This is a genomic window from Shouchella sp. JSM 1781072 (genome assembly GCF_041949915.1).
In the GTDB taxonomy this organism is placed as follows: domain Bacteria; phylum Bacillota; class Bacilli; order Bacillales; family Bacillaceae_D; genus Shouchella.
In genome coordinates, this window is record NZ_JBHFQE010000003.1 from 639971 (window position 1) to 660872 (window position 20902).

General features: G+C 41.7%; 22 protein-coding genes. 10 read left to right on the plus strand and 12 right to left on the minus strand.

The features are described 5' to 3' along the window. Positions 1–114 precede the first annotated feature (114 nt). The 3 genes from ACE1TH_RS17215 (at position 115) to ACE1TH_RS17225 (ending at position 2465) form a co-directional block, all read left to right on the plus strand. A complete protein-coding gene (locus ACE1TH_RS17215) occupies positions 115–1632 on the plus strand; it encodes an FAD-dependent oxidoreductase (protein ID WP_375079599.1) in 1518 nt (505 codons plus the stop codon). A gap of 77 nt (positions 1633–1709) precedes the next feature. After that, positions 1710–2213, plus strand: coding sequence for a hypothetical protein (locus ACE1TH_RS17220; protein ID WP_255224234.1), 504 nt, complete (start codon positions 1710–1712; stop codon positions 2211–2213). A 90-nt stretch (positions 2214–2303) separates the two neighbouring features. After that, the gene (locus ACE1TH_RS17225) at positions 2304–2465 is read left to right on the plus strand and encodes a hypothetical protein (RefSeq protein WP_375079600.1); all 162 of its coding nucleotides are present in this window, start codon (positions 2304–2306) and stop codon (positions 2463–2465) included. Between the two features lie 94 nt (positions 2466–2559). Here the strand turns inward: ACE1TH_RS17225 and ACE1TH_RS17230 are convergent, their stop codons facing one another. After that, positions 2560–2682 carry a hypothetical protein gene (locus ACE1TH_RS17230; protein WP_255224236.1) on the minus strand — a complete coding sequence of 41 codons (123 nt, stop codon included), beginning with the start codon at positions 2680–2682 and terminating at the stop codon, positions 2560–2562. Beyond that, positions 2679–3776: a response regulator aspartate phosphatase gene (locus ACE1TH_RS17235; RefSeq protein WP_255224237.1), complete on the minus strand. Its 1098-nt coding sequence runs from the start codon at positions 3774–3776 to the stop codon at positions 2679–2681. Before ACE1TH_RS17235 ends, ACE1TH_RS17230 begins: the two co-directional genes overlap by 4 nt. A 389-nt stretch (positions 3777–4165) precedes the next feature. On the opposite strand from ACE1TH_RS17235, the gene ACE1TH_RS17240 reads away from it, so the two are divergent. Then, positions 4166–4690, plus strand: coding sequence for an NfeD family membrane protein (locus tag ACE1TH_RS17240; protein ID WP_255224238.1), 525 nt, complete (start codon positions 4166–4168; stop codon positions 4688–4690). 13 nt (positions 4691–4703) lie between these two features. Beyond that, positions 4704–6158: a flotillin lipid rafts scaffold protein FloT gene (locus ACE1TH_RS17245; RefSeq protein WP_303708977.1), complete on the plus strand. Its 1455-nt coding sequence runs from the start codon at positions 4704–4706 to the stop codon at positions 6156–6158. A 50-nt stretch (positions 6159–6208) separates the two neighbouring features. On the opposite strand, the gene ACE1TH_RS17250 is transcribed toward ACE1TH_RS17245, so the two are convergent. The 3 genes from ACE1TH_RS17250 to ACE1TH_RS17260 form a co-directional block, all read right to left on the minus strand. After that, positions 6209–7546, minus strand: coding sequence for an alkaline phosphatase (locus tag ACE1TH_RS17250; protein WP_099304635.1), 1338 nt, complete (start codon positions 7544–7546; stop codon positions 6209–6211). 279 nt (positions 7547–7825) lie between these two features. Next, complete coding sequence (locus ACE1TH_RS17255; RefSeq protein WP_375079601.1) at positions 7826–10006, minus strand: DNA topoisomerase III; 2181 nt, start codon at positions 10004–10006, stop codon at positions 7826–7828. Positions 10007–10010: 4 nt separating this feature from the next. Further along, entirely contained in the window at positions 10011–11210 is a 1200-nt protein-coding gene (locus ACE1TH_RS17260; protein WP_375079602.1) for a class I SAM-dependent rRNA methyltransferase, read from the minus strand. 140 nt (positions 11211–11350) lie between these two features. Here ACE1TH_RS17260 and ACE1TH_RS17265 point away from each other — a divergent pair, with 140 nt between their 5' ends. The 4 genes from ACE1TH_RS17265 to ACE1TH_RS17280 all read left to right on the plus strand — a co-directional run bounded on the left by ACE1TH_RS17265 (position 11351) and on the right by ACE1TH_RS17280 (position 13161). Continuing rightward, the gene (locus ACE1TH_RS17265) at positions 11351–11521 is read left to right on the plus strand and encodes a hypothetical protein (RefSeq protein WP_176554447.1); all 171 of its coding nucleotides are present in this window, start codon (positions 11351–11353) and stop codon (positions 11519–11521) included. Between the two features lie 85 nt (positions 11522–11606). Further along, on the plus strand, positions 11607–11894 hold the full coding sequence (locus ACE1TH_RS17270) for a DUF3817 domain-containing protein (RefSeq protein WP_099304639.1): 288 nt from the start codon (positions 11607–11609) through the stop codon (positions 11892–11894). A gap of 286 nt (positions 11895–12180) precedes the next feature. Further along, the gene (locus tag ACE1TH_RS17275) at positions 12181–12525 is read left to right on the plus strand and encodes a YflT domain-containing protein (protein WP_099304640.1); all 345 of its coding nucleotides are present in this window, start codon (positions 12181–12183) and stop codon (positions 12523–12525) included. A gap of 87 nt (positions 12526–12612) precedes the next feature. After that, positions 12613–13161 carry a YpiB family protein gene (locus tag ACE1TH_RS17280; RefSeq protein ID WP_099304641.1) on the plus strand — a complete coding sequence of 183 codons (549 nt, stop codon included), beginning with the start codon at positions 12613–12615 and terminating at the stop codon, positions 13159–13161. A gap of 12 nt (positions 13162–13173) precedes the next feature. Here the strand turns inward: ACE1TH_RS17280 and ACE1TH_RS17285 are convergent, their stop codons facing one another. The 6 genes from ACE1TH_RS17285 to ACE1TH_RS17310 all read right to left on the minus strand — a co-directional run bounded on the left by ACE1TH_RS17285 (position 13174) and on the right by ACE1TH_RS17310 (position 19269). Continuing rightward, a complete protein-coding gene (locus tag ACE1TH_RS17285) occupies positions 13174–14061 on the minus strand; it encodes a metal ABC transporter permease (RefSeq protein WP_099304914.1) in 888 nt (295 codons plus the stop codon). Next, positions 14061–14984 carry a metal ABC transporter permease gene (locus tag ACE1TH_RS17290; protein ID WP_099304643.1) on the minus strand — a complete coding sequence of 308 codons (924 nt, stop codon included), beginning with the start codon at positions 14982–14984 and terminating at the stop codon, positions 14061–14063. Before ACE1TH_RS17290 ends, ACE1TH_RS17285 begins: the two co-directional genes overlap by 1 nt. Continuing rightward, positions 14962–15720, minus strand: a complete 759-nt coding sequence (locus ACE1TH_RS17295) for a metal ABC transporter ATP-binding protein (RefSeq protein WP_099304644.1) — start codon at positions 15718–15720, stop codon at positions 14962–14964. Before ACE1TH_RS17295 ends, ACE1TH_RS17290 begins: the two co-directional genes overlap by 23 nt. Before the next feature lie 41 nt (positions 15721–15761). Continuing rightward, a complete protein-coding gene (locus ACE1TH_RS17300) occupies positions 15762–16703 on the minus strand; it encodes a metal ABC transporter solute-binding protein, Zn/Mn family (RefSeq protein WP_375079603.1) in 942 nt (313 codons plus the stop codon). A gap of 257 nt (positions 16704–16960) precedes the next feature. Next, positions 16961–17755 (minus strand): Cof-type HAD-IIB family hydrolase, encoded by a 795-nt coding sequence (locus tag ACE1TH_RS17305; RefSeq protein WP_099304646.1) that lies wholly within the window; start codon positions 17753–17755, stop codon positions 16961–16963. A gap of 137 nt (positions 17756–17892) precedes the next feature. Further along, a complete protein-coding gene (locus tag ACE1TH_RS17310) occupies positions 17893–19269 on the minus strand; it encodes a dipeptidase (protein WP_375079678.1) in 1377 nt (458 codons plus the stop codon). A 98-nt stretch (positions 19270–19367) separates the two neighbouring features. Here ACE1TH_RS17310 and ACE1TH_RS17315 point away from each other — a divergent pair, with 98 nt between their 5' ends. Then, on the plus strand, positions 19368–20522 hold the full coding sequence (locus ACE1TH_RS17315) for a GNAT family N-acetyltransferase (RefSeq protein ID WP_375079604.1): 1155 nt from the start codon (positions 19368–19370) through the stop codon (positions 20520–20522). 67 nt (positions 20523–20589) lie between these two features. Here ACE1TH_RS17315 and ACE1TH_RS17320 read toward each other — a convergent pair whose 3' ends face one another. Then, positions 20590–20874: a hypothetical protein gene (locus ACE1TH_RS17320; protein ID WP_099304649.1), complete on the minus strand. Its 285-nt coding sequence runs from the start codon at positions 20872–20874 to the stop codon at positions 20590–20592. Positions 20875–20902 lie beyond the last annotated feature (28 nt).

Sequence of the window (20902 nt, forward strand, 5' to 3'; positions counted from 1 at the left end):
AGGAAACCGTAACATGGCAAAATCACGAACAATCTACCTTTATCTGAGGCTCTACGTCTAAAAATAGGAAAAATGGTCAATCGTAAAGAGAGAATAAACTTTGGAGGCTCGAACATGAGTGATACAAAACAAACGTTAACGTCGATTTGGCAACTTTCTTCCCACGATAAACCTTATCCGCATTTAGATCAAGATATTGAAGTTGATGTCGCGGTTGTCGGAGGTGGCATTACAGGCTTAACATCCGCCTATTTACTCGCACAATCAGGAAAAAAAGTCGCGGTTCTCGATGCTGGCTCATTTGGACGCGGAACGACTGGACATAGTACAGCGAAATTAACGATTCAACACGATTTCATTTATGACGAACTTCTCTCTCATCTCGGAAAAGAAAAAGCACAGCAGTACTATCAGTCCCAACAAGACGCTCTTACATTTGTACGTAACCTCGTCCAAAAAAATAACGTTGAATGTGGCTTTTCCGACGAGGACACATACCTGTATGCCACAACTCATCACGGGGAACATCGCTTAAAACGTGAAAAGAAAGCGTATGAACAGCTTTCAATTCCACATGAGTGGGTAACGGATCTACCAATTAACATGAAGATACGTGCAGCATTAAAAGTGCCAAACCAAGCTCAGTTCCACCCGCTTGCCTATCTTTCTTTTATATGCGATGAGTTGGATAAAAAAGGTGCCCACCTTTTTGAAAATACCGTTTGTAAAAAAGTGTCGCACGAAAAAGGTTCCGTACTTGTCCATGCCAATGATGGTCATACTGTAACAGCAAAACAAGTCATTGCCGCAACACACTTTCCGTTTATTGATGGTGGCGGTCTATATATGTCACGGATGAAAGCCGATCGCTCTTACGTCGTTGCTGGTACATCGAGCGGCAATTGGGCTGGCGGCATGTATTTAAGTGCAGAACAACCAAAACGCTCTCTTCGTGGAGTATCCATGAATGGAAAACATTACATTTTAGTTGGCGGCGATCATCACAAAGCTGGGCAAGGAATAGACGCTCGAAATCACTATGATGCCTTACGAACATTTGCCGATGAACAATTTAATGATTTCCAAGCAGAACAAGAATGGTCCGCTCAAGATTTAACGACTCTTGATAATATTCCATACATTGGCCCACTGTCCTCCCTGCAAGCCAATGTTTTTATTGCAACTGGCTATCGAAAATGGGGCATGACCGGCGGCGTTACCGCTGCACACGTCCTTGCAGACCTGATTGTTGATGGCAATAGCCTGTATGCCGATTTATATAAACCGATGCGCTTTCATTCAGATCCAAGTATGAAACATTCCTTTACCGAAAACGCAGATGTTGCCAAGCATCTCATCCAAGGAAAACTTCAAAACGACTACGAAGATGTGAGAGAACTGGACAACGGCCAAGGGGCTGTCGTCAAGCACAACGGAAAACGTGCAGGCGCTTTTAAAGACGACGAAGGCGCACTCCATCTCGTTGATACGACCTGTACCCATATGGGCTGTGAATGCAACTGGAACCATGCAGACTTAACATGGGATTGCCCATGCCACGGTTCACGCTTCTCTTACAAAGGCGAAGTCATTGAAGGACCTGCAAAAGAGCCATTAAAGAAACTAGATTAAACTGTGATGCCACTGGCACACAGTTTTTTTGTTATAATCAATGAATAGTTAGAAAATGATGATTATGGAGGCATACGATGATCATTCACAATCGAAAAATTGCAAGACTGCTCGTCACTTTCATTCTTGTATTAGCTTATGTAGGCTTCACGTATCTTCACAAACCAACGCCACCACAACCATTACATACTCTGTTTGAGGAACATATGGAAATGAACCACTTCTCTTACTCTGATCTAGCAGACATTGTATATTTTCAAGCCCCCGTTAACGACCAATCATCCATCTTACCTGTAGAAAACCGAGTCACGATTGACGAACAAACCATTCTATATGACTTATTTTATACGCCTATAAAAGTGCAAAACTGTTGCGTCGAAAGTGCCGACGACTCAAATGCATATGGGCTAATTGTTTCTTTTAAAGACGGCACAACATATGAGTATCTGGCTACTTCAAAAAATATTCAGTACAGAGTCCGAAAGCAAAATGGTGAACTTCACTTAGGTGTAGATAACGTCATAAATGATCAAAATTTATTTTATGAAAAGATTGATCACATCTATCAATCAAACTCATAAACAGTTCTTCTTCTCTCATACTTTTAACTATAGGGATTGTAGGGTAAGGGGTACTTATAAGATATGACAATAAAAGGAAGGTGTTGTTCAATGGGTATAGGCGCTATGTTTATCTCACTCTTGTATTGGATTTGGATCGTCGCTTTAGCGATTACGGTCATTGCTGTTGGTGTTTATGTGGGAATGCAGACACATTACCGTAAAGTGAAAAAGATTGAAGCACAGGAGAAGGGGGATGGTGAAGTAACCTAAGACAATCTATACAAAAAAGACTGATACTGGATACAGTATTCAGTCTTTTTGTCCGAGAGTTATTGCAGTGAGAGCTTAATGTCTCTTTTTATATCTAGTGGCCACCAATAGGGTGTACGTATGATTGAATCTCACTATCCGCTGCTACAGATTGATCTGATAAAGGAAACAAGGCAATCATCCCAATCATAGTAATTGCTATTAGATATTTTTTCAATCTGACCCAACTCCTAACGTAAGGGATTTTTGTTTAGCACGATAGGCACGCTGCATAAAGCCAAGTGCTCTTTCCATTTCTTCCTTTTCTTGAAAAACTGTCGACAGCTCTTTAGAAAGCTCTTCACAAGCATAAAGCATGTTATGCTCTTCTAACAAATCAAATTCTTGTTCCAGACCTTCAAAATTTTCCACATATATTTTTTTCAGGATGTTGCATCTAATCAAAAATTCTTCATTTTTATGTTTCTTCACCTCATGTAAGGCTTGTTTCAGTTCTTCCTCAGCTTCTGTTCGATTACCTAATAAAAAAAGAACTCTTGCTAAACAATAACGAGCTTGTGCAAAGACAAAATAATCTTGGAATTCTACAGCTAATAAATTATTCTGAAAATGTTTTTTTGCATTCTCGAATTCTCTTTCTCGATAAGCATTAATGCCCATAGTATTAATTACGAGCTGTCTAGCATATGGATACTTACTGCTCAGTGACATGTTTTCGTTTAGAATTTCTTTTGCCTCGTTATGCATATCGGATATTGAGTAAATACCTGCTAAGATGTTTGTAGAAAAAATAATTCGCTCTGTATAACCGAGACGTTTAAATATAACAATCGCTTCTTCTAAGTACGAGCAAGCATAGGCATTGTGATTAATCTTTAATAGCGCTAGCCCCATATAATACTGAAATTCAGCTTCTTCAGCTTCATCTTTCACATACTCGAGCAACCGTTCAGCTTTGCGAAATAGGCGAATAGCAGAGCGGTAACGGTGATGTATAAACTCATGTTGACCGCTTACAAAATAGTACATATACCTTAACATGTTGTCTAGTGACTCACTTACGGCCGGGGAAACCCGTTCAATCATTTCGTCACCGGCTTGTTCATCGGTCGTTTGATCCCTCATCATCGTATATCGATATTCCACAAGTGAATAATAGGCAAGAATGCTGTCGCTCGGCTCCATTTTCTTCAGCATCTGCTTAATTTCCTCATGTAGTAAAACAGCATCGTCCATCGATCGAGCAATAATGCAACTATACCATTCTACAATTTTTGCACCGACATCTTCTGATGGTATCGTTTTTCGCATCCTACCACCTCCTCCCTTAATCTAGTTCCATTTTACTGGTAAAAAAGAATAAATGTAAGATTTATTTGATATTTCCCAATATACTTTTTGCTAAAATTTTATGTGGATACGACAAAACCTTAACAAGATATAGATTTTATAATGGCTGAGGCCGTGCCCAAGGCAAAGAAGACACCGTGAGCGCAAGTGACCACGCAGCGCAAACGGATGTCGCGCTTGTGCCTATGGTAAAAGCATTCGCTATTTTAATAGATTGTGCGTCGTTTTCGCACCAAACGCGAATGATGAAATTGAATCAATTAGTGTATTCAATATTTTTTCATTTTCTTGAAACTTCTGATCCTATACCTCCCGTATATAAAGTAGACTTAGGTAGAGGAGGGAACATTATGGAGCTTACAACGATTTACTTCACAATCCTTCTAGTTAGTGGTGGGCTGACCGTTATTTATGTATTGTTGTCTGATGTTTTGGACGGCATCTTTGATATTTTTGATGGTTGGCTCTCACCGACGTTAATTCTGTCCACTCTTGCGTTTTTTGGCGCTTCTGCTTATTTGTTGGAGCGGTTCTCGCCGTTCGATAGCTTAGTTGCTGGTCTACTCGCTATTGCAATCGCTTTAGGTTTAGCGACATTATTCAACTTATTTATTCTTACACCTTTGCAACATACAGAAGAGTCGGTTGCATACAGCGATGAGGATTTGGAAGGCAAGCAAGGGGAAGTCATTTTGACGGTTCCAGCAGATGGGTTTGGCGAAGTTGTTGTGCGAAGCGACAGTGGCACAATCGCAAAAACGGCAGCTTGTCTTCATAACCAAGTGATCCCGTCAGGTACAGAAGTGGTCATTGTGAAGATGGAAAAAGGGATTGCCTACGTCGCAACATTAGCACGAGATGATCTTAATCTTTAAGGGGGAATTGTAGTTGGGAATTGAAATTTTAGTCATTATCGGGATTGTCGTCGTCATTCTTGCGGTGCTTGTTGGTGTCTTTGTAGCGAGATACCGCACAGCTGGTCCAGACGAAGCACTTATTGTGACCGGTAGTTATTTAGGTGGAAAAAACGTGAACATGGATGATGCAGGCAACCGTATTAAGATCGTTCGCGGTGGCGGTACGTTTGTGATGCCCGTGTTTCAACAAGCCAAGCCTTTATCCTTATTATCAAGTAAATTAGATGTTCAAACGCCTGAAGTCTATACCGAACAAGGGGTTCCAGTTATTGCCGATGGTACAGCCATCATTAAAATTGGAGGTTCCATTGGTGAAATTGCAACTGCGGCGGAACAGTTTTTAGGAAAATCAAGAGAGGATCGAGAGCAAGAAGCCAAAGAAGTACTTGAAGGGCACCTGCGTTCAATCCTTGGTTCCATGACAGTAGAAGAAATTTACAAGAACCGCGAGCGCTTTTCACAAGAAGTGCAGAAAGTCGCTTCACAAGATTTAGCGAAAATGGGCCTGGTCATTGTTTCCTTTACGATTAAAGATTTACGAGATACAAATGGATACTTAGAATCTCTTGGGAAGCCAAGAATTGCCCAAGTGAAGCGTGATGCAGACATTGCTACAGCGGAAGCGGAAAAAGAAACCCGTATTCGCCAAGCTGATGCGAACACGCAAGCGAAGCGTTCTGAAATTGAGCGAGCAACTGAAATTGCCGAATCAGAAAAGAATAACCAATTAAAAGTAGCAGCTTATCGCAGCGAGCAAGAGCAAGCGAAAGCCCAGGCTGACCAAGCGTACCACTTACAAGAAGCACGATCGAAACAAGAAGTAACCGAGCAACAAATGCAAATTCAAATTATCGAGCGTCAAAAACAAATTGAGCTAGAAGAAAAAGAAATCGCCCGTCGTGAGCGTCAATATGATGCGGAAGTGAAAAAGAAAGCCGATGCGGATCGTTACTCTGTTGAACAATCAGCAGAAGCGGAGAAAAGCAGGCACTTCGCCGAAGCGGATGCGGATAAATACCGCGTTGAAGCGATGGCAAAAGCGGAAGCAGAGAAAGTCCGCGTGGATGGTCTTGCTGAAGCTGAAGCCGTTCGTGCTCGCGGGGAATCAGAAGCAGATGTTATTCGATTAAAAGGTCTTGCTGAAGCCGAAGCAAAAGAAAAGATTGCCGAAGCCTTCGAGAAATACGGTGAAGCAGCGAAACTTAGCATGATTATTGAAATGTTACCTGAGTACGCAAGAGAAGTATCTTCTCCATTATCAAATATTGATAAAATCACAGTTGTTGATACAGGTTCAGGTGAAAATGGTGGCGCCAACCGTGTAACGGGGTACGCAACCGACTTAATGGCCGGTTTACAGGAATCATTAAAAGCGTCCAGCGGTATCGATATTAAAGAACTAGTAGAGAATATATCTAAAAAATAAGTGAAAAGCCTCGCCACTCCAAGATACTGGAATGGCGAGGCTTTTTTTGCTTATAATCCATTTAACCCAAGTGCTTCTAACATTTTCTTTGGAACATCGGTATTATCAATCGTACCATCAAATGACTCCGCTCCTGCGCCAAACGCATAGAGGGGCACATCAATGCCTGTATGATCATAAGACGACCAGCCAAATCCTGTTTTTTCACTAATCGCACCGTTGATGGCAAGCTTCAAAGAGTCAGCTTCTTTTAAGTCGTCTATTTCTTCTTCCGTCCACTCAAATTCCGTTTTCTCTTTTAATACGTCTTCTAAATTCGAATAATTATGGGTGACCGAATCAGCAATATCAGCACCTAGTGCGTGTACTTGATTTAACATCGTCGGGTTGGCTTCGTCTGTTGCATGAACAGCCATACCACCTGTATCGTGGTCACCCACCATGACGACGAGCGTATCTTCGTGCTCTTCAGCATAGTCAACCGCTACTTTTACAGCTTCCTCAAACGCTTCCGTATCCGTCATCGCATAAAGCGGATCGTTGTCGTGGCCGGCCCAATCAATTTGACTCCCTTCCACCATTAAGAAAAACCCGTCTTCCTCTTGTGATAAGAAGTCGATTGCCGTGTCTGTCATCTCACCTAAGCTTGGCTCATCACTGCGCTGCGTCAACGAAGGTTCTAACGCTTCTTCTGCAAATAAACCGAGAAGTTTTTCGCTCTCTCCATCCCACTGCATCAACTGTCTTCTTGTTTCTAAATATGTATAGGCATGTTCTTCTGCATACGAGACGAGATTGAGTTCATCATCTCTTATGCCGCCTTCACTTTCTGGCAAGAATTCTGTTCTTCCTCCACCAAATAGTAAATCAATATTTTCATTTTCAATCATTTGTTTGGCAATCTCTGTGTAGTTCCCACGTGACTCTACTTCTGCTGCAAAAGCGGCTGGTGTCGCGTGTGTAATCGTAGATGTTGCAACAAGTCCAGTGCGTTTCCCATTTTCTTTTGCCACATCAACAATCGACGGCAACGACTGCCCATTTGGACCAAGACCAATAACGCCATTGTTTGTTTTTTGTCCTGTAGCAAAAGCGGTTCCAGCAGCTGCTGAATCGGTAATCGCTGCATCATTGGACTCCGTTTTCACGTGAGCAGAGAGCATATCTTTTTCATCCCAGATTGGCTCGCTCTCTTCCTTATACATTCGGTAGCTGTTCGCATAGCTTTGCGAAAATCCATCTGGTATTAGGAAAATCACATTTTTAGCTGGACCGTTACTTGGTTCGCTTACGCTTCCATCGTCGCTTGCCGAAGCACCTGTCGTTGTACCGATTAATCCAACTGTCACCGCAGCAACTAAACCATAGGCTGTCCATTTCTTTTTCATCTGTCATCCTCTCCTCACCCACTAATTTTCCTACATCCTTACTTTACAAAAAGAATGTAAAGTCCGTGTTTGAATGAAATGAAGGATTATAAACGTTTTGTAAAGACAAAGAAGCATGTCGCGTTACGACATGCTTCTTTTTGGTTTCACACTGGCTGGCAAGGGCGAGTATGAAGACAATGGAGCGTTTTTTGCGGAATGGCTGAGGCTCGCGTTCGTCATTTAAAATGAACGTTTCACCTTGTGGATCAGTTCTGAGACTCATTCAAATGAAGTATCTTATTTATCTTTATTTAACCCTAACTTTGCTAATTGATCGGCTAAAGCAGAGTTTGAGAAATCATCATCTTTGTTTTGCTTCTTCATATAATTATTCACTTCACGTTTGGAGACGTTTTTATTTTTACTTTGTTTGCGGCGTTCTTCAAACTGGGCTTTCTTTTCACGGTGGCCGCACACACAAGCGAATACTTGCCCTTCTCCTTGACCCCGAAGCTCAAGCTTTTTCTTACATTTCGGACAGCGAGCATTTGTTGTCATTGCGATGTTTTTACGGTAGCCACACTCACGATCTTGGCAGACGCGCATTTTGCCTTTCTTTCCGTTCACTTCAAGGAGAAACTTGCCACATTCAGGACATTTTTCACCTGTTTTATTATCATGGCGGAATGTGGTTGTATCAGCTTTTACTTGTCCAACGACGGATTGTGCGTATTGTTTCATATCGGCAATAAACGCACTCTTTTGCTCTTTCCCTTGGACAATCTTTTCAAGTCGTTGCTCCCACTCTGCCGTTAACGCTGGTGATTTCAATTCTTCTGGAACAAGATCAAGCAGCTGTTTTCCTTTGGATGTTACAAAAAGATCTTTCCCTTTCTTTTCGATTAAAAAGCTTGAAAACAGCTTTTCAATGATATCCGCTCGGGTCGCAACCGTACCGATTCCACCTGCTTCAGCAAGTGTCTTTGAAATCTGCGCGTCTTTTTCTTCCATAAATTGCGCAGGCTTTTCCATCGCGGTAAGCAACGTGGCTTCATTAAAACGAGCAGGCGGTGTCGTCTCGCCACGTTTTAACTCTACACTATTAAGAGAAAGCTTCTCTCCTTCTGTAAACTTCGGAAGTTTGCTTTCTTTTGCCTGTTCCTCGTCTTCATTCTGACGCCAGCCTTGAGAAATCATGCGCTCCCCTTTTGTTCGGAACAGTTCATTGGCAACCTCTGCTTCAACAACCGTTTGCTCGGATTCACTTGCCGGGAAAAAATTGGCCAAAAAGCGACGAACGATTAAATAATAAAGCTTGGTTTCTTTATCATTCATGGCGCTTATCGGTGGCGCTTGTTCTGTTGGAATTAACGCATGGTGATCTGATACTTTTGCATCATTTACCATCTGTTTCTTGGCGTGGTTTATACCAAGTTTCGATGCTTCCAGCACTGTTTTTCGAAACGGCTGAACATCAATCGCTTTTAAGCGATCTTTAAGTGTGTCGACAAGATCAGAAGAAAGAAAACGAGAGTCTGTTCTTGGATACGTAACCGCTTTGTGCTGTTCATACAACTTCTGCAAGGCGCCTAAGGTTTCTTTCGCTGAATACCCATATCGCTTATTGGCTTCACGTTGTAGTTCTGTTAAATCATACAAATTTGGCGCAGACGTATGTTTTTTCTTAGCTTTTACGCTTGTAATCGTTAGCGCGTTTCCTTTTACTTTGTCTTTTAAGGCTTTTGCATCTTCTTCATTAAATATCCGCTCATCACCAGACTTGCGATGATACCAACGGAATGTTGTGCCTCCTTCAACATTCGCTTGTAGCGTATGGTACGGCGTTGGCTTAAACGACTGAATCGTCTTTTCTCGTGTCGCTAAAATCGCAAGTGTTGGTGTCTGCACACGACCACATGATAACTGCGCATTGTGCTTTGTTGTTAATGCTCGAGTCCCATTAATCCCTACATACCAGTCCGCTTCTGCTCTTGCTTCAGCTGCGGCAAAAAGGTTTTCATATTGGCGTCCATCTTTAAGCTTCTTAAAGCCGTCTTTAATCGCTTTATCTGTGACAGAAGAAATCCACAGCCGTTTAAGCGGCTTTTTCACGTGGGCTTTCGCTAGAATCCAGCGAGCCACAAGCTCCCCTTCACGTCCTGCATCCGTTGCAATGATGACTTCCCCGACATCTTGACGATTTAACACCTTTTTTACGGTATGAAACTGTTTAGACGTTTGCTTAATAACGACAAGATCCAGACGCTTTGGTAGCATTGGCAACTCTTCTAAACGCCAGTTTTTATATTGTTCTCCGTAATGTTCAGGGTCTGCATGTGTAACCAGATGGCCCAGCCCCCACGTCACAATATATTCCTTTCCTTCAAAAAAGCCGTTTCCCTTTTGATTGGCACCAAGTACACGGGCAATGTCCCGTCCGACGGAAGGCTTTTCTGCTAAAATCGCTTTTTTCTTCATCAAATCATCCTTTTGTTTTTATAAATAATACTTTTAAATAGCTTCCTTTTGGATACGCGCTCGTGGAGGCAAAATCAACAGGAACGCGATGTTCTTCGAGAATACCGTACGACAAATTGTGTGCTTGGAACGCATCGTGTATCATCCGCTTAAACTGCTTTGATGTGACGTTCGCTGCATTCGTTGATGCAACAAGTACGCCACCGCGGCTTAATAAAGGGATCGTTTCTTCCACTAATTTCGAATAGTCTTTTGCAGCGCGGAACGTTGTTTTCTTCGAGCGGGCAAAGCTCGGTGGATCAAGAACGACAAGATCATAAACGAGTTCCTTTTTCTTGGCATACTGAAAATAGCGAAATGCATCCATCACGACAATTCGTTGTGATTCAGGGTCAATCCCGTTCACTGAAAACTGTTCTTCGGTCTTTTCTCGACTACGATTGGCTAAATCGACGCTTGTTGTTTCGCTTGCGCCTCCCATAGCTGCAGCGACAGAAAATGCACCTGTGTATGAAAAGAGATTCAAAACCCGCTTACCAACGGCATACTTGTCCATAATTTGCTTCCGAACGAGACGTTGATCGAGAAAGATTCCAGTCATCGGACCATCATTTAAGTACGTGGCATACGTAATCCCGTTTTCTTTTACTAGCAGCGGAAATTCACCACGTGTCCCTTCTACAAAGTCATCCTCGCCGGTATATGACCCGTCTTCGGCAAACCGTTTCTTTTCATACACGCCTTCAAACGAGATCGTATCGCGAATCGCTTGCAACACTAGGTTTCTAAAGGTGTAAATCCCTTGGCTGTACCATGTCACCACAAGATAACCGGCGTAGTAATCGAGTTGAAGCCCACCAATGCCATCGCCTTCACTATTAAACAAGCGGAAGGCAGTTGTTTCTTTAGCTTGGAAAAAAGACGACCGCTTTTCAATCGCTTCTTTCAACTTTCGTGTAAAAAAGGACTGGTTAATCTGTTCCGTTTGATCACGTGTTAACACCCAACCACTGCCAACATTTTGCTTTCCAATATAAGCTTTCGCTAAAAAGCGATTATTTTTCGTGTTTATATTAATGAGGGTACCCTCTTCGTGCTGGTCAAGTTGAAACCAATCTTTTTCAAGAAGAGGATATCCTTGTTTTATTTGTTTCTCTATTTTTTCATTCACCACGGTTTGGTCAATTGTCGTACGTTTATGCATGGTCTCACCTCAACTGTAGTATAGCATATCTATTTTTTGTTCAATAACGGTCACAACGTTCATTAAAAATGTCTTTTCACTCTATCTTTTACAAGTTAAAAAGAGCATACTTAATTAAAAAACTCCATGGGAGTGATGACATGTACAAGCTTGTCTGTACCATTGACGGTATAACAAAATCATTTAAACTTCAAGATAGCAATGAAGACTTGGTTTTCAATGATCTTTTTGAAGCGGAACTGCATGCAAAACAGCTAAATAAAGATGTCTCCTATGCCTATCAATGGGTGCCAGAACGAATAGATTCATAAAACCTGTGAAAATCTTATGACACATTGACTCCTTACACATATTGTCCCAAAAGATTGCTATACTAAGTAAGAAAGGTGGGGTTTGATGTTTAAATGGGTAAGTTATATTGAAGGGATTTCGTTGATTTTACTCGTATTTTTAGCTATGCCGCTTAAATACATATGGAACGTCCCTGAATTTGTTAGCGTTGTTGGCATGGCACATGGGGTTCTTTTTATTGCTTACATGCTCTTCGTTGTGAATTTCTTTTTTAGTAAACAATGGACTTTAAAGACGACTGTTCTTGCAACACTTGCATCCATTGTGCCTTTTGGACCGTTTATTTTAGAAAAACGGATTATCAAAAATGAAGAACGTCCGCCAGCCATCTAGGTTTTAAGGTTTAGAGACCGAGGTAACACGATTATAAGATAATTGATCCAAAGATACGATGTCCCTTCAAAGTCGACACTGAAAAAAGTGAAGCCGCTGAAGGGCTTTTTTTATTGTTGAAGTGAACAAGCCGCGGGCGCCCTCCTGAAGCAGATTTGAACCGTAAAACAACAACGGGTTACCTTAGTCATTTGATGTCCCAACTTATTTTGATTCAAATGTCCTATCCTTTTTATGTTTCATTCAATTTTTCCTAGGGTATTTTATAGATCAGGAGGCGATATAAATGAAACCTGTATACAAAGAATTCTACAACGATGAAGAAGTTGTTACGATTGTTAAAGCATTGAAAGAAAAGAACGTGATGGAAGACGATATTTACGTTATTACTCACGATGATGATCGCACAGATCGTGTAGCAGATAATGCAGATGCAAACACAATTACTGCTTCTGAAACAGGACTTGGCACATCAATCAAGAATACGTTCCGTAGCAAAGGGGACGAACTGCGAGCTAAGTTTGAAGAATTAGGTTTCTCCGAAAATGAAGCAGAGCAGCTTGAAGAACAACTTGACCAAGGTAAGGTCATCGTTGCGGTTACGAATCAAGGTGAAAACTTCACATTCTAATTTTCGCACACATACAGCAGCCGCTCTCTTAACTAGAGATGCGGCTGCTTTCGTGTTTTAATAGAACGAGGAGAGGAGGGACGACGCTTGAGTGATTTAGGAAAGAAACAATTTCTAAAATGGTTTGTTGATCATCATTATTTAAAACATCGCGACGCACGTGCACTTCTTGTACACATTCAATCGTCGCCCCATCTTTTATCGAAACTCCGGTTAACGGAAACGATTCAACCTCAAAGACGCACACTTGTTGTTGCTAGTACTCAATCGGATGAACCTGGTTTCCGCTACGTGTATGATGGTCAAAAAACGGAGGATGTGTCTAAAGCGCTTGATGACATCACCACACATCCATCAAGTCCCATTTATTTGATTGTCCATTTTTATGGTCGTGACATCCATCATTCGTATCGACAATTGCTTGAAACGCCTATCCACCGCTCTTATCGTCAATATAAACAAAATCAACAAGACGAAAAAGAAACCAATGCCTTTTTAGACTATGTGGATGTAGAAAATGAACGAACACGGTTACGGGCTGCGATTGACAAAGCGTTGGATGACCGAAATCATGATGAGTTTGCTCGACTCTCTAAAGAGCTACGATTTTTACAGGAACAAGCAAGCTTACAATGAAAAAGCCCATGCTTATGCATGCGCTTTTTCGTTTTTCTTTTTATTCGGTCGAATCCATTTTGACAATAAGCCATGTGAAGGCGAGAAGACAAAACTTATAATAAAGACCACTCCTGTCATCATTGCCATCGATCCTGAAATCGAACTATCAATCCAGTAAGCAACATAATAGCCGCTTATCGCTGAAACTGCACCAAATAAAGCACTCAGCACAATCATGACCGACAAGCGCTCTGTCCATAAATAAGCTGCAGCTGCTGGGGTAATTAGCATGGCGACTACCATAATTGCACCAACTGCATCAAAAGAAGCGACTGTTGTGATAGAGACAAGCCCCATAAATAAATAATGTAAGAACATAACTGGTAGCCCTAAACTTAGTGCAAGAGCGGAATCAAATGCGAGCAACTTCCATTCTTTATATAATAAAAGAATAAATGCTAGCACGATGATCAGAACGATCACCAGCATTAACGTTGCCACGGGAATTTCTAAGCCAAACACTGTCGTTGTATTAAACGGGATAAACGCAATTTCACCCATTAGCGTGTGCTGTACATCTAAGTGCACGTTTCCAACCGAAGTCGAAATCAAGATAACACCAATGGCGAATAATGACGTAAAGACGACACCAATGGAAGCGTCATGCTGTACGCCTTTTGAATGAAACCACTGTACCAAAAAGGTTGTTAATAACCCTGCTAATGCAGCGCCGATTAACATGTGCATACCTTCCATACTTTGCGTAATCAGAAATGCAAGCACTATACCTAAAAGTACAGTATGGCTAATCGCATCAGCCATCATCGCCATTCGTCGTAAGATCAAGTAGGCACCGACGATTCCACACGTAATTCCTACTAGCGCACCGGTAATTAAAATCCAGCCTTCATAAGAAATCATTCGCCTCCACCTTCTTTCAATACACCAGGTGCTTCATTCTGGGCAAATGCTTGTTTTTGCTGGGCTTTAAATTCAATGCGTTCTGCAATTAAGCCTTTCTCTTTTCCAAAGAACAAGGAAAAAACGAAAAAGACAGATGCCGATAACACAATGAATGGTCCCGTCGGCCAGCTAGGACCTTGCGCACTGAAGAATGTTCCAATCGCTCCAGATAAGCCCCCAAATACACCCGATAATAGGAGCATTACTTTAAACGACTGTGTCCAATATCGAGCGCTAACGGCAGGAATAATTAATAAAGCCGCCATTAGAATAACACCTACCGCTTGAATGCCAATGACAATTGTTGTCACGAGGCCAATCATATAGACAATATCCATACCTCGTGACGATAAACCAATTCCTCGTGCAAACTCAGGATCAAATAAGAATAACTTCCATTCTTTATAAGCGAGTGTAATGAGAAAGATGACAACAATAGCTAGAATGACCATCGTATAAACATCCATTCGCACCATGCTTGCAGCCTGACCAAAGATAAACGTATCTAAACCACTTTGATTCCCCCCGCCAGAGCGATTGACCAAGGTAAGTAGGACAATACCAGCTCCAAAGAAAACAGACAGGATAATTCCCATTGCCGTATCTTCTTTTATTCTAGATGATGTACGAATGACGTGAATAAACCATGCGCCAAGCAATGCACTTATGGCTGCACCTAAGATGAGAATAAAGAAATTCTTTTCATTAATAATCATAAAAGCGATCACAACACCTGGAAGAGCAGCATGAGAAAGGGCATCACTCATCAAGCTTTGTCGCTTCCAATAAGCAAGCGTACCAAACATTCCAGCAGCTATACCAAGAAACGTTGCACTTAGGAGCACCCATTGAAAATTAATTGACGCTAGAATCTCCATTAGATAGTGCCTCCTCTTTAATAATGTGCACTGCGCCTCCATACGCCTTCGTAATATTCGACGTTGTATAGATGTCTTCTGTTTTGCCGTGTGCAATGACGGTTTTGTTTAAAAACAAGACGTGATCAAAATAATCGGCTACGGTTTGCAAATCGTGGTGGACAACGAGTACGGTTTTGCCATCTTGACGCAGTTGCTTCAAAATATCCATAATCGCTCGCTCTGTAGCAGCATCTACGCCAGCGAACGGTTCATCCATAAAATAAAGATCTGCGTTCTGCACGAGTGCTCGAGCCAAAAAGACGCGCTGCTGCTGACCACCAGATAGCTGACTAATTTGCCTTTTTGCAAAATCTTCCATCCCTACTTTCCGCAGGGCATCCATTGCTTTTTCTTTATGTTTTTTCTTTGGCCACCTAAGCCATCCAATATGACGATAAAGCCCCATTAACACAACATCTAATGCATTGGTTGGAAAATCCCAGTCTACTGAACCTCGCTGTGGAACATAGCCAACGCGAGATTTTTGTTTTTTTAATGTTGAGTCAAAGAATCGAACTTGACCATGTAAAGGTGGATGCAGGTTAAGTAGCGCTTTAATAAGCGTTGACTTTCCTGCGCCATTCGGTCCAACAATACCTGTCAAGGAACCTTTTTCAACCGTAAAACTAACGTTCTTCAAAACTGTGTTTTTGCGATAGGCTGCACTAATGTTCGCTACATCTAGTACACTCATGGTCGTTCATCTCCTTAATCTGCTCAACACGCTCATAGAAGTTATTCGGAGGCTGTCAAAGCTGAGTGAATGGTATCGACATTGTGGCGATACATGCCAATGTACGTTCCTTCTTCAGTGCCTTCTTCGCCCATTGCATCTGAGAATAATTCTCCCCCAAGCTCAATGGAATGTCCGGCTTGTTGAGCACCTTCTATAACAGCTTGAACAGTTGAATCATTTACACTGCTTTCTACAAATACAGCTGGGACCTCTTTTTCTACAATCGTATCGATCGTTGATTGAATATCAGAAATTCCAGCTTCTGATTCTGTACTTAACCCTTGAATCCCCATAACGTCAATGTCGTTCATCTCGCCGAAATATTGAAATGCATCATGTGCCGTTACTAAGATACGCTGCTCTTCTGGAATTTGTGCGATTGTATCTGTTGCATATGTGTATAATTCGTCTAACTCATTAAAATAGGCTTGTTTGTTTTCTTCTAATTCATCTGCATGTTCAGGTAAAACTTCTTTTAATTCTTCAACTGCTGAATCTAATGCTTGTTCCCATAATACTACATCAAACCAGATGTGCGGGTCATCCATGCCCGCTTCTTCTTCATCTTCAAGCAAATGTCCTGTATCAACCGTTTCGCCAATCGCATACGCATTTGAATCCACGCCATTAAAAACGTCCGTTAATTGAGCTTCTAAATGAAGACCGTTGTAGAAAATAAGATCTGCTTCCTGAAATAACCGAATATCACTTTGAGACGCTTCATACACGTGTGGATCTACGCCTGGCCCCATAAGTGTTTGTACATTCGCTAAATCTCCAGCAATAACCGATAATGGCTCTCCAATTTGACCAATCGTAGCCACGACGTCAATGGTACCTTCCGTCTCGTCCGTCGTTCCACCTGTGTCATCTCCATCATTACATGCAGCAAGCATCATCCCTACTGATAAAACTGTAAACCCTAATACGTGCTTCTTCATGCTGATTTCCTCCTTTTTTCCCATCCGCTATATCTATTTGTATGCAACAATCAACATTTATTTCCTGTCCACAATAAAGTTTCTCTAATGCAACTTTAATTCCCTTGTCCAAAATTGTCAACAACTTTGATTTACTTTTTGTCAAAGAAAAAAATACTACTCACCTAGTCTTATTCCCTTATCTTTCCGTTCCTTTTTACAATCTATGTACAAAAAACGCCACCCTGCTGTATGCAGAGTGACGTCTTAAGAATCAATTAGAAATCATTTCCATTGTGGTTTTCTTTATTCGCTTCCATCTTCGGTAAAACCACCCAACGATGAATAGCGGCCGCTACACCATCGTTCACGTTCGTTGCCGTTATCCAATCTGCTTTTCGTTTCACGAGATCTTGCGCATTTCCCATCGCAACACCCAGTCCAGCTTCTTGAATCATGGCAATGTCATTCAAGCTGTCACCAACAGCCATCACATGCTGCATATCAATCCCCAACTCATCGCATACCAATTTAATGGCACTCGCTTTATTGATACCAATGGCATTCACCTCGATATTGGTTGGGCTCGAATTTGTTATTTCTGTAAGTCCTCTTTCAGTTAGTTCCGCCACAATCTCTTTACGGACGCCATCATCGGTTGTATCAAATCCAAACTTTAACCATTGATAATTGTGGCGATCCTCAGGTAAGTCACCACGAAATAGTCCATTTGATGAGGCTGCCCATACATGAGCCCCGTATCGCTCTCTTAATTCGTATACATGATTCACTGCATCTTCGTGTAAGTGTGTAGCATGGATTAAATCGCCGTCTTTGTTATAAATTTCGCCGCCATTAGCCGTAACTAAGAACGTTTGCAGACCTAACGATTGCGCATAACTTCCACACGTTGCCCGCGTTCTACCGGTAGCAATCATGACTGGAACGTTTAATTCCCTCGCTTCGATAATAGCCTCTCGATTGCCAGGAGAGATTTCATGATTATCGTTTAATAGTGTACCGTCCATATCTAGCGCGATTAATTTTATTTCTGGTCTTTCTTCCGTTGACATGCTACATGACCCCTTCCCACAATGCACTCATTCCACTCCTAGTGTACTACAAACTGAAATGGTCTGTCGTGTTCTGAACTTCAACACAAAAGAGCCTTTAAAGAGAAAAAGGATGAGTATTTACTCATCCTTTTGTTTTAACCTAACTTGTTATATTCTTCCCAAAACGCAAGAATTGTTTCCAATCCTTTATCAAAATTTTCAAGGTGGAAATGTTCGTTCGGTGCATGAAAGTTCTCACTAGGTAGTCCAAAGCCCATTAAGATGATTGGGACGTTTAATTGTACATCAAAAGTCTCAACAACTGGAATCGATCCACCCATTCGAGTATAGGCTACTTCTGTTTGATACACTTTTTCATACGCTCTAGCAGCCGCAGCGAAAGCTGGATCCGTCACCGGTGCAGCGAACGGTTTGCCTGTATCGTGACGTTGCGTCGTAACCGACATACCTGCTGGCGTATTTGCCTCAATATGTTGCTCAATTTTCGCTAAAATATCTTCTGGGTCTTGTCCAGGAACCAATCGGCACGTAATCTTTGCTGTTGCTTCTGCAGGAATAACGGTTTTTACCCCTTCTCCTTGGAAGCCTCCAAACACTCCATTAAATTCAAGCGTTGGGCGAATCCAAGTCCGCTCACGAGATGTGTAGCCTTTCTCACCAACAAGAGCTGAAACGCCTGTTTCGGCTTTCATGCTTTCATCTCCACTGCCTAGTGCAGCTAAACTTTCCTTTTCTTCATCCGCTAAAGCTTCAATACCTTCATAAAAACCTGGAACAGCAATATCGCCATCCTTGCTTCTCATTGTGCCTAAAAGCTCTACCAAACCATGGAGTGCATTTGGAACTGCACCACCGTACAGGCCAGAATGTAAGTCCCCTTTTGCACCTTTAACCGTTAATTCGATCGCCGCAAGCCCTCTTAAACCTGTGCAAATTGCAGGTTTTCCAGGTTCTAACATCGGTGTATCTGAAATTACAAGTACATCCGAACGAAGTCGTTCTTTTTCTGCTTCAACAAATCCATCTAAATTCGGCGAACCGATCTCTTCTTCTCCTTCAATTAAAAACTTCACATTAAACGGAAGCTCACCTTCTGATTTAAGCATCGCTTCGACTGCTTTAATATGCATGAAGGTTTGACCTTTATCATCACTTGCGCCTCGAGCATATAGTTTATTGTCTCGAACAGTAGGCTGGAATGGCTCTGTTTCCCATAAATGCAAAGGATCAACTGGCTGCACATCATAGTGACCATAAATTAAAATCGTCTTCGCATCTTCACCAGCTTTCAGCCATTCACCATAGACGATTGGATGTTTTTCTGTCGGGATCACTTCCACCTTTTCCATCCCTGCATGCAACAATTGGCGCTCTAACCAGTTTGCGGCTTCCACTACGTCTGCTTTATGTTCTGACAAGGAGCTCACACTTTTTATTTTTAGAAACTCATTTAATTCATCTAGCATCGCTTCTCGGTGTGCTTGTAAATAATCTACTGCTTTACTTGTCATCATGATCACTCCAAAATGTTCTTCTTTTTTCGATTGTATCATAGTCTCTTATCCTTCACGACTCATGTTACACTAGAACGTATGAAGGAGGGAATTGAATGACAGTGAAATCATTAACAACGGCTGATTTTGATGAAGCCTTTCAATTGAGTCGCTATGCGTTTCAAGCAAAACCAACGCAAGAACAAACGGAATTTGCACGAACGCAATGGGCAAGTGTGAAGGCTTCACAGTTTGGTATCAAGGATAATGACAGAATCATCTCAAAGTTAACATTATTATCTTTACATATTCATTTGTACAATACCATCATTCCTATGGGTGGAATTGCTAGCGTAGCCTCCTACCCGGAGGCCCGAAGAAGAGGGAGCGTCCGTAAACTCTTGCTCCATAGCCTTGAACAAATGAAAGAAAACGGTCAGCTTATCTCTTATTTAGCCCCATTCTCCGTACCGTTTTATCGAAAATTTGGGTGGGAGATCTTATGTGATGAAGTGACCTACACGTTAAGGAAAGACCAACTCCCTCTTCCTCTCCCAAACATTGAGGGCTCATTGAATCGAACTTCCTATACAGATTCTCGTATAAAAACCGTTTATGAACAAAGCATTTGTCACGGCATGCTCCATCGAGATGATGACTGGTGGGCAAGAAAGCAAGAAGGCTTTAAAGAAAATGAAACGGTTCTTTATGAAGATGCCGATGGTACACCAATGGGATACATTGTTTATCACATAGAGAATTCAAAGTGGAAAACAGAAGAGTTTGTCTACGTAAATCAAGCCGCTTTAAAGGCGTTGCTTCACTTCATTGGTCAGCACGACTCTATGCTTCAAGAAGCTACCCTCACTGTACCTGAATCAAAAGGAATGCATTTTTTCTTACCGGACCCGCTAACTTCAGCGGAAACGAAACCGTACTTTATGGCGCGAATCGTGGACTTCTCGCAATTTATAGCCATGCTCCCATTTAAAGAAGAGGGGCAATTTACGATTCGCATTCAAGATGAATGTGCTGCATGGAATGATCAGACGTTCTCTTTATCGATTCAAGAGAGCCATGTTACGTGCGAACCAACGAGTGCACCGCCGACCATTTTTATGACGATACAAGTTGCATCGAGCTTATTAATGGGCTACAGACGTCCGGAGTTTTTTAGAGATACAGGACTGATAACCGGCGAACGCAATGATGTTCACGCTTTTTTACAAACGTTACCAACCGAACAACCTACTTTACATGATTTCTTTTAAGTAACGGACAATACCTACTACAAAAAAACGGCGCTCCTCGTACATTAAGAGGGGCGCCGTCTTCCTGTTATTCAACTCGTTGCTTTAATACTTGTACAACATTGTCTTTTTGCTCTGCTTTTAAAGTAATATCTCTTACATACGAACTAGGTTCTTCACCATCAATAGGCTCAAGCTTTAATGTAATATGCGGTTCATTCTTCTCTGTTGCCTCTACCTTATATTCATCAAACTCGGCTGCAATTGCCTCAAATGTTGAGTTATTCTCTTCATCATTTGCTTCACCACCAACCCAAACTTCTTTTGGTTGGTTCAAATCTTCATCTTTGTAAACTAATATGAGTTTATTCATGTTTCGTCCACCTCGTTTTCAACAGGGA

Excerpts from the sequence above, each read along its gene's own strand:
- ACE1TH_RS17215 (WP_375079599.1), top strand. The coding sequence starts at position 115 with ATGAGTGATACAAAACAAACGTTAACGTCGATTTGGCAACTTTCTTCC.
- ACE1TH_RS17220 (WP_255224234.1), top strand. The coding sequence starts at position 1,710 with ATGATCATTCACAATCGAAAAATTGCAAGACTGCTCGTCACTTTCATT.
- ACE1TH_RS17225 (WP_375079600.1), top strand. The coding sequence starts at position 2,304 with ATGGGTATAGGCGCTATGTTTATCTCACTCTTGTATTGGATTTGGATC.
- ACE1TH_RS17235 (WP_255224237.1), bottom strand. The coding sequence starts at position 3,776 with ATGCGAAAAACGATACCATCAGAAGATGTCGGTGCAAAAATTGTAGAA.
- ACE1TH_RS17240 (WP_255224238.1), top strand. The coding sequence starts at position 4,166 with ATGGAGCTTACAACGATTTACTTCACAATCCTTCTAGTTAGTGGTGGG.
- ACE1TH_RS17250 (WP_099304635.1), bottom strand. The coding sequence starts at position 7,546 with ATGAAAAAGAAATGGACAGCCTATGGTTTAGTTGCTGCGGTGACAGTT.
- ACE1TH_RS17255 (WP_375079601.1), bottom strand. The coding sequence starts at position 10,006 with ATGAAGAAAAAAGCGATTTTAGCAGAAAAGCCTTCCGTCGGACGGGAC.
- ACE1TH_RS17260 (WP_375079602.1), bottom strand. The coding sequence starts at position 11,210 with ATGCATAAACGTACGACAATTGACCAAACCGTGGTGAATGAAAAAATA.
- ACE1TH_RS17265 (WP_176554447.1), top strand. The coding sequence starts at position 11,351 with ATGTACAAGCTTGTCTGTACCATTGACGGTATAACAAAATCATTTAAA.
- ACE1TH_RS17270 (WP_099304639.1), top strand. The coding sequence starts at position 11,607 with ATGTTTAAATGGGTAAGTTATATTGAAGGGATTTCGTTGATTTTACTC.
- ACE1TH_RS17275 (WP_099304640.1), top strand. The coding sequence starts at position 12,181 with ATGAAACCTGTATACAAAGAATTCTACAACGATGAAGAAGTTGTTACG.
- ACE1TH_RS17290 (WP_099304643.1), bottom strand. The coding sequence starts at position 14,984 with ATGGAGATTCTAGCGTCAATTAATTTTCAATGGGTGCTCCTAAGTGCA.
- ACE1TH_RS17295 (WP_099304644.1), bottom strand. The coding sequence starts at position 15,720 with ATGAGTGTACTAGATGTAGCGAACATTAGTGCAGCCTATCGCAAAAAC.
- ACE1TH_RS17300 (WP_375079603.1), bottom strand. The coding sequence starts at position 16,703 with ATGAAGAAGCACGTATTAGGGTTTACAGTTTTATCAGTAGGGATGATG.
- ACE1TH_RS17305 (WP_099304646.1), bottom strand. The coding sequence starts at position 17,755 with ATGTCAACGGAAGAAAGACCAGAAATAAAATTAATCGCGCTAGATATG.
- ACE1TH_RS17310 (WP_375079678.1), bottom strand. The coding sequence starts at position 19,269 with ATGACAAGTAAAGCAGTAGATTATTTACAAGCACACCGAGAAGCGATG.
- ACE1TH_RS17315 (WP_375079604.1), top strand. The coding sequence starts at position 19,368 with ATGACAGTGAAATCATTAACAACGGCTGATTTTGATGAAGCCTTTCAA.
- ACE1TH_RS17320 (WP_099304649.1), bottom strand. The coding sequence starts at position 20,874 with ATGAATAAACTCATATTAGTTTACAAAGATGAAGATTTGAACCAACCA.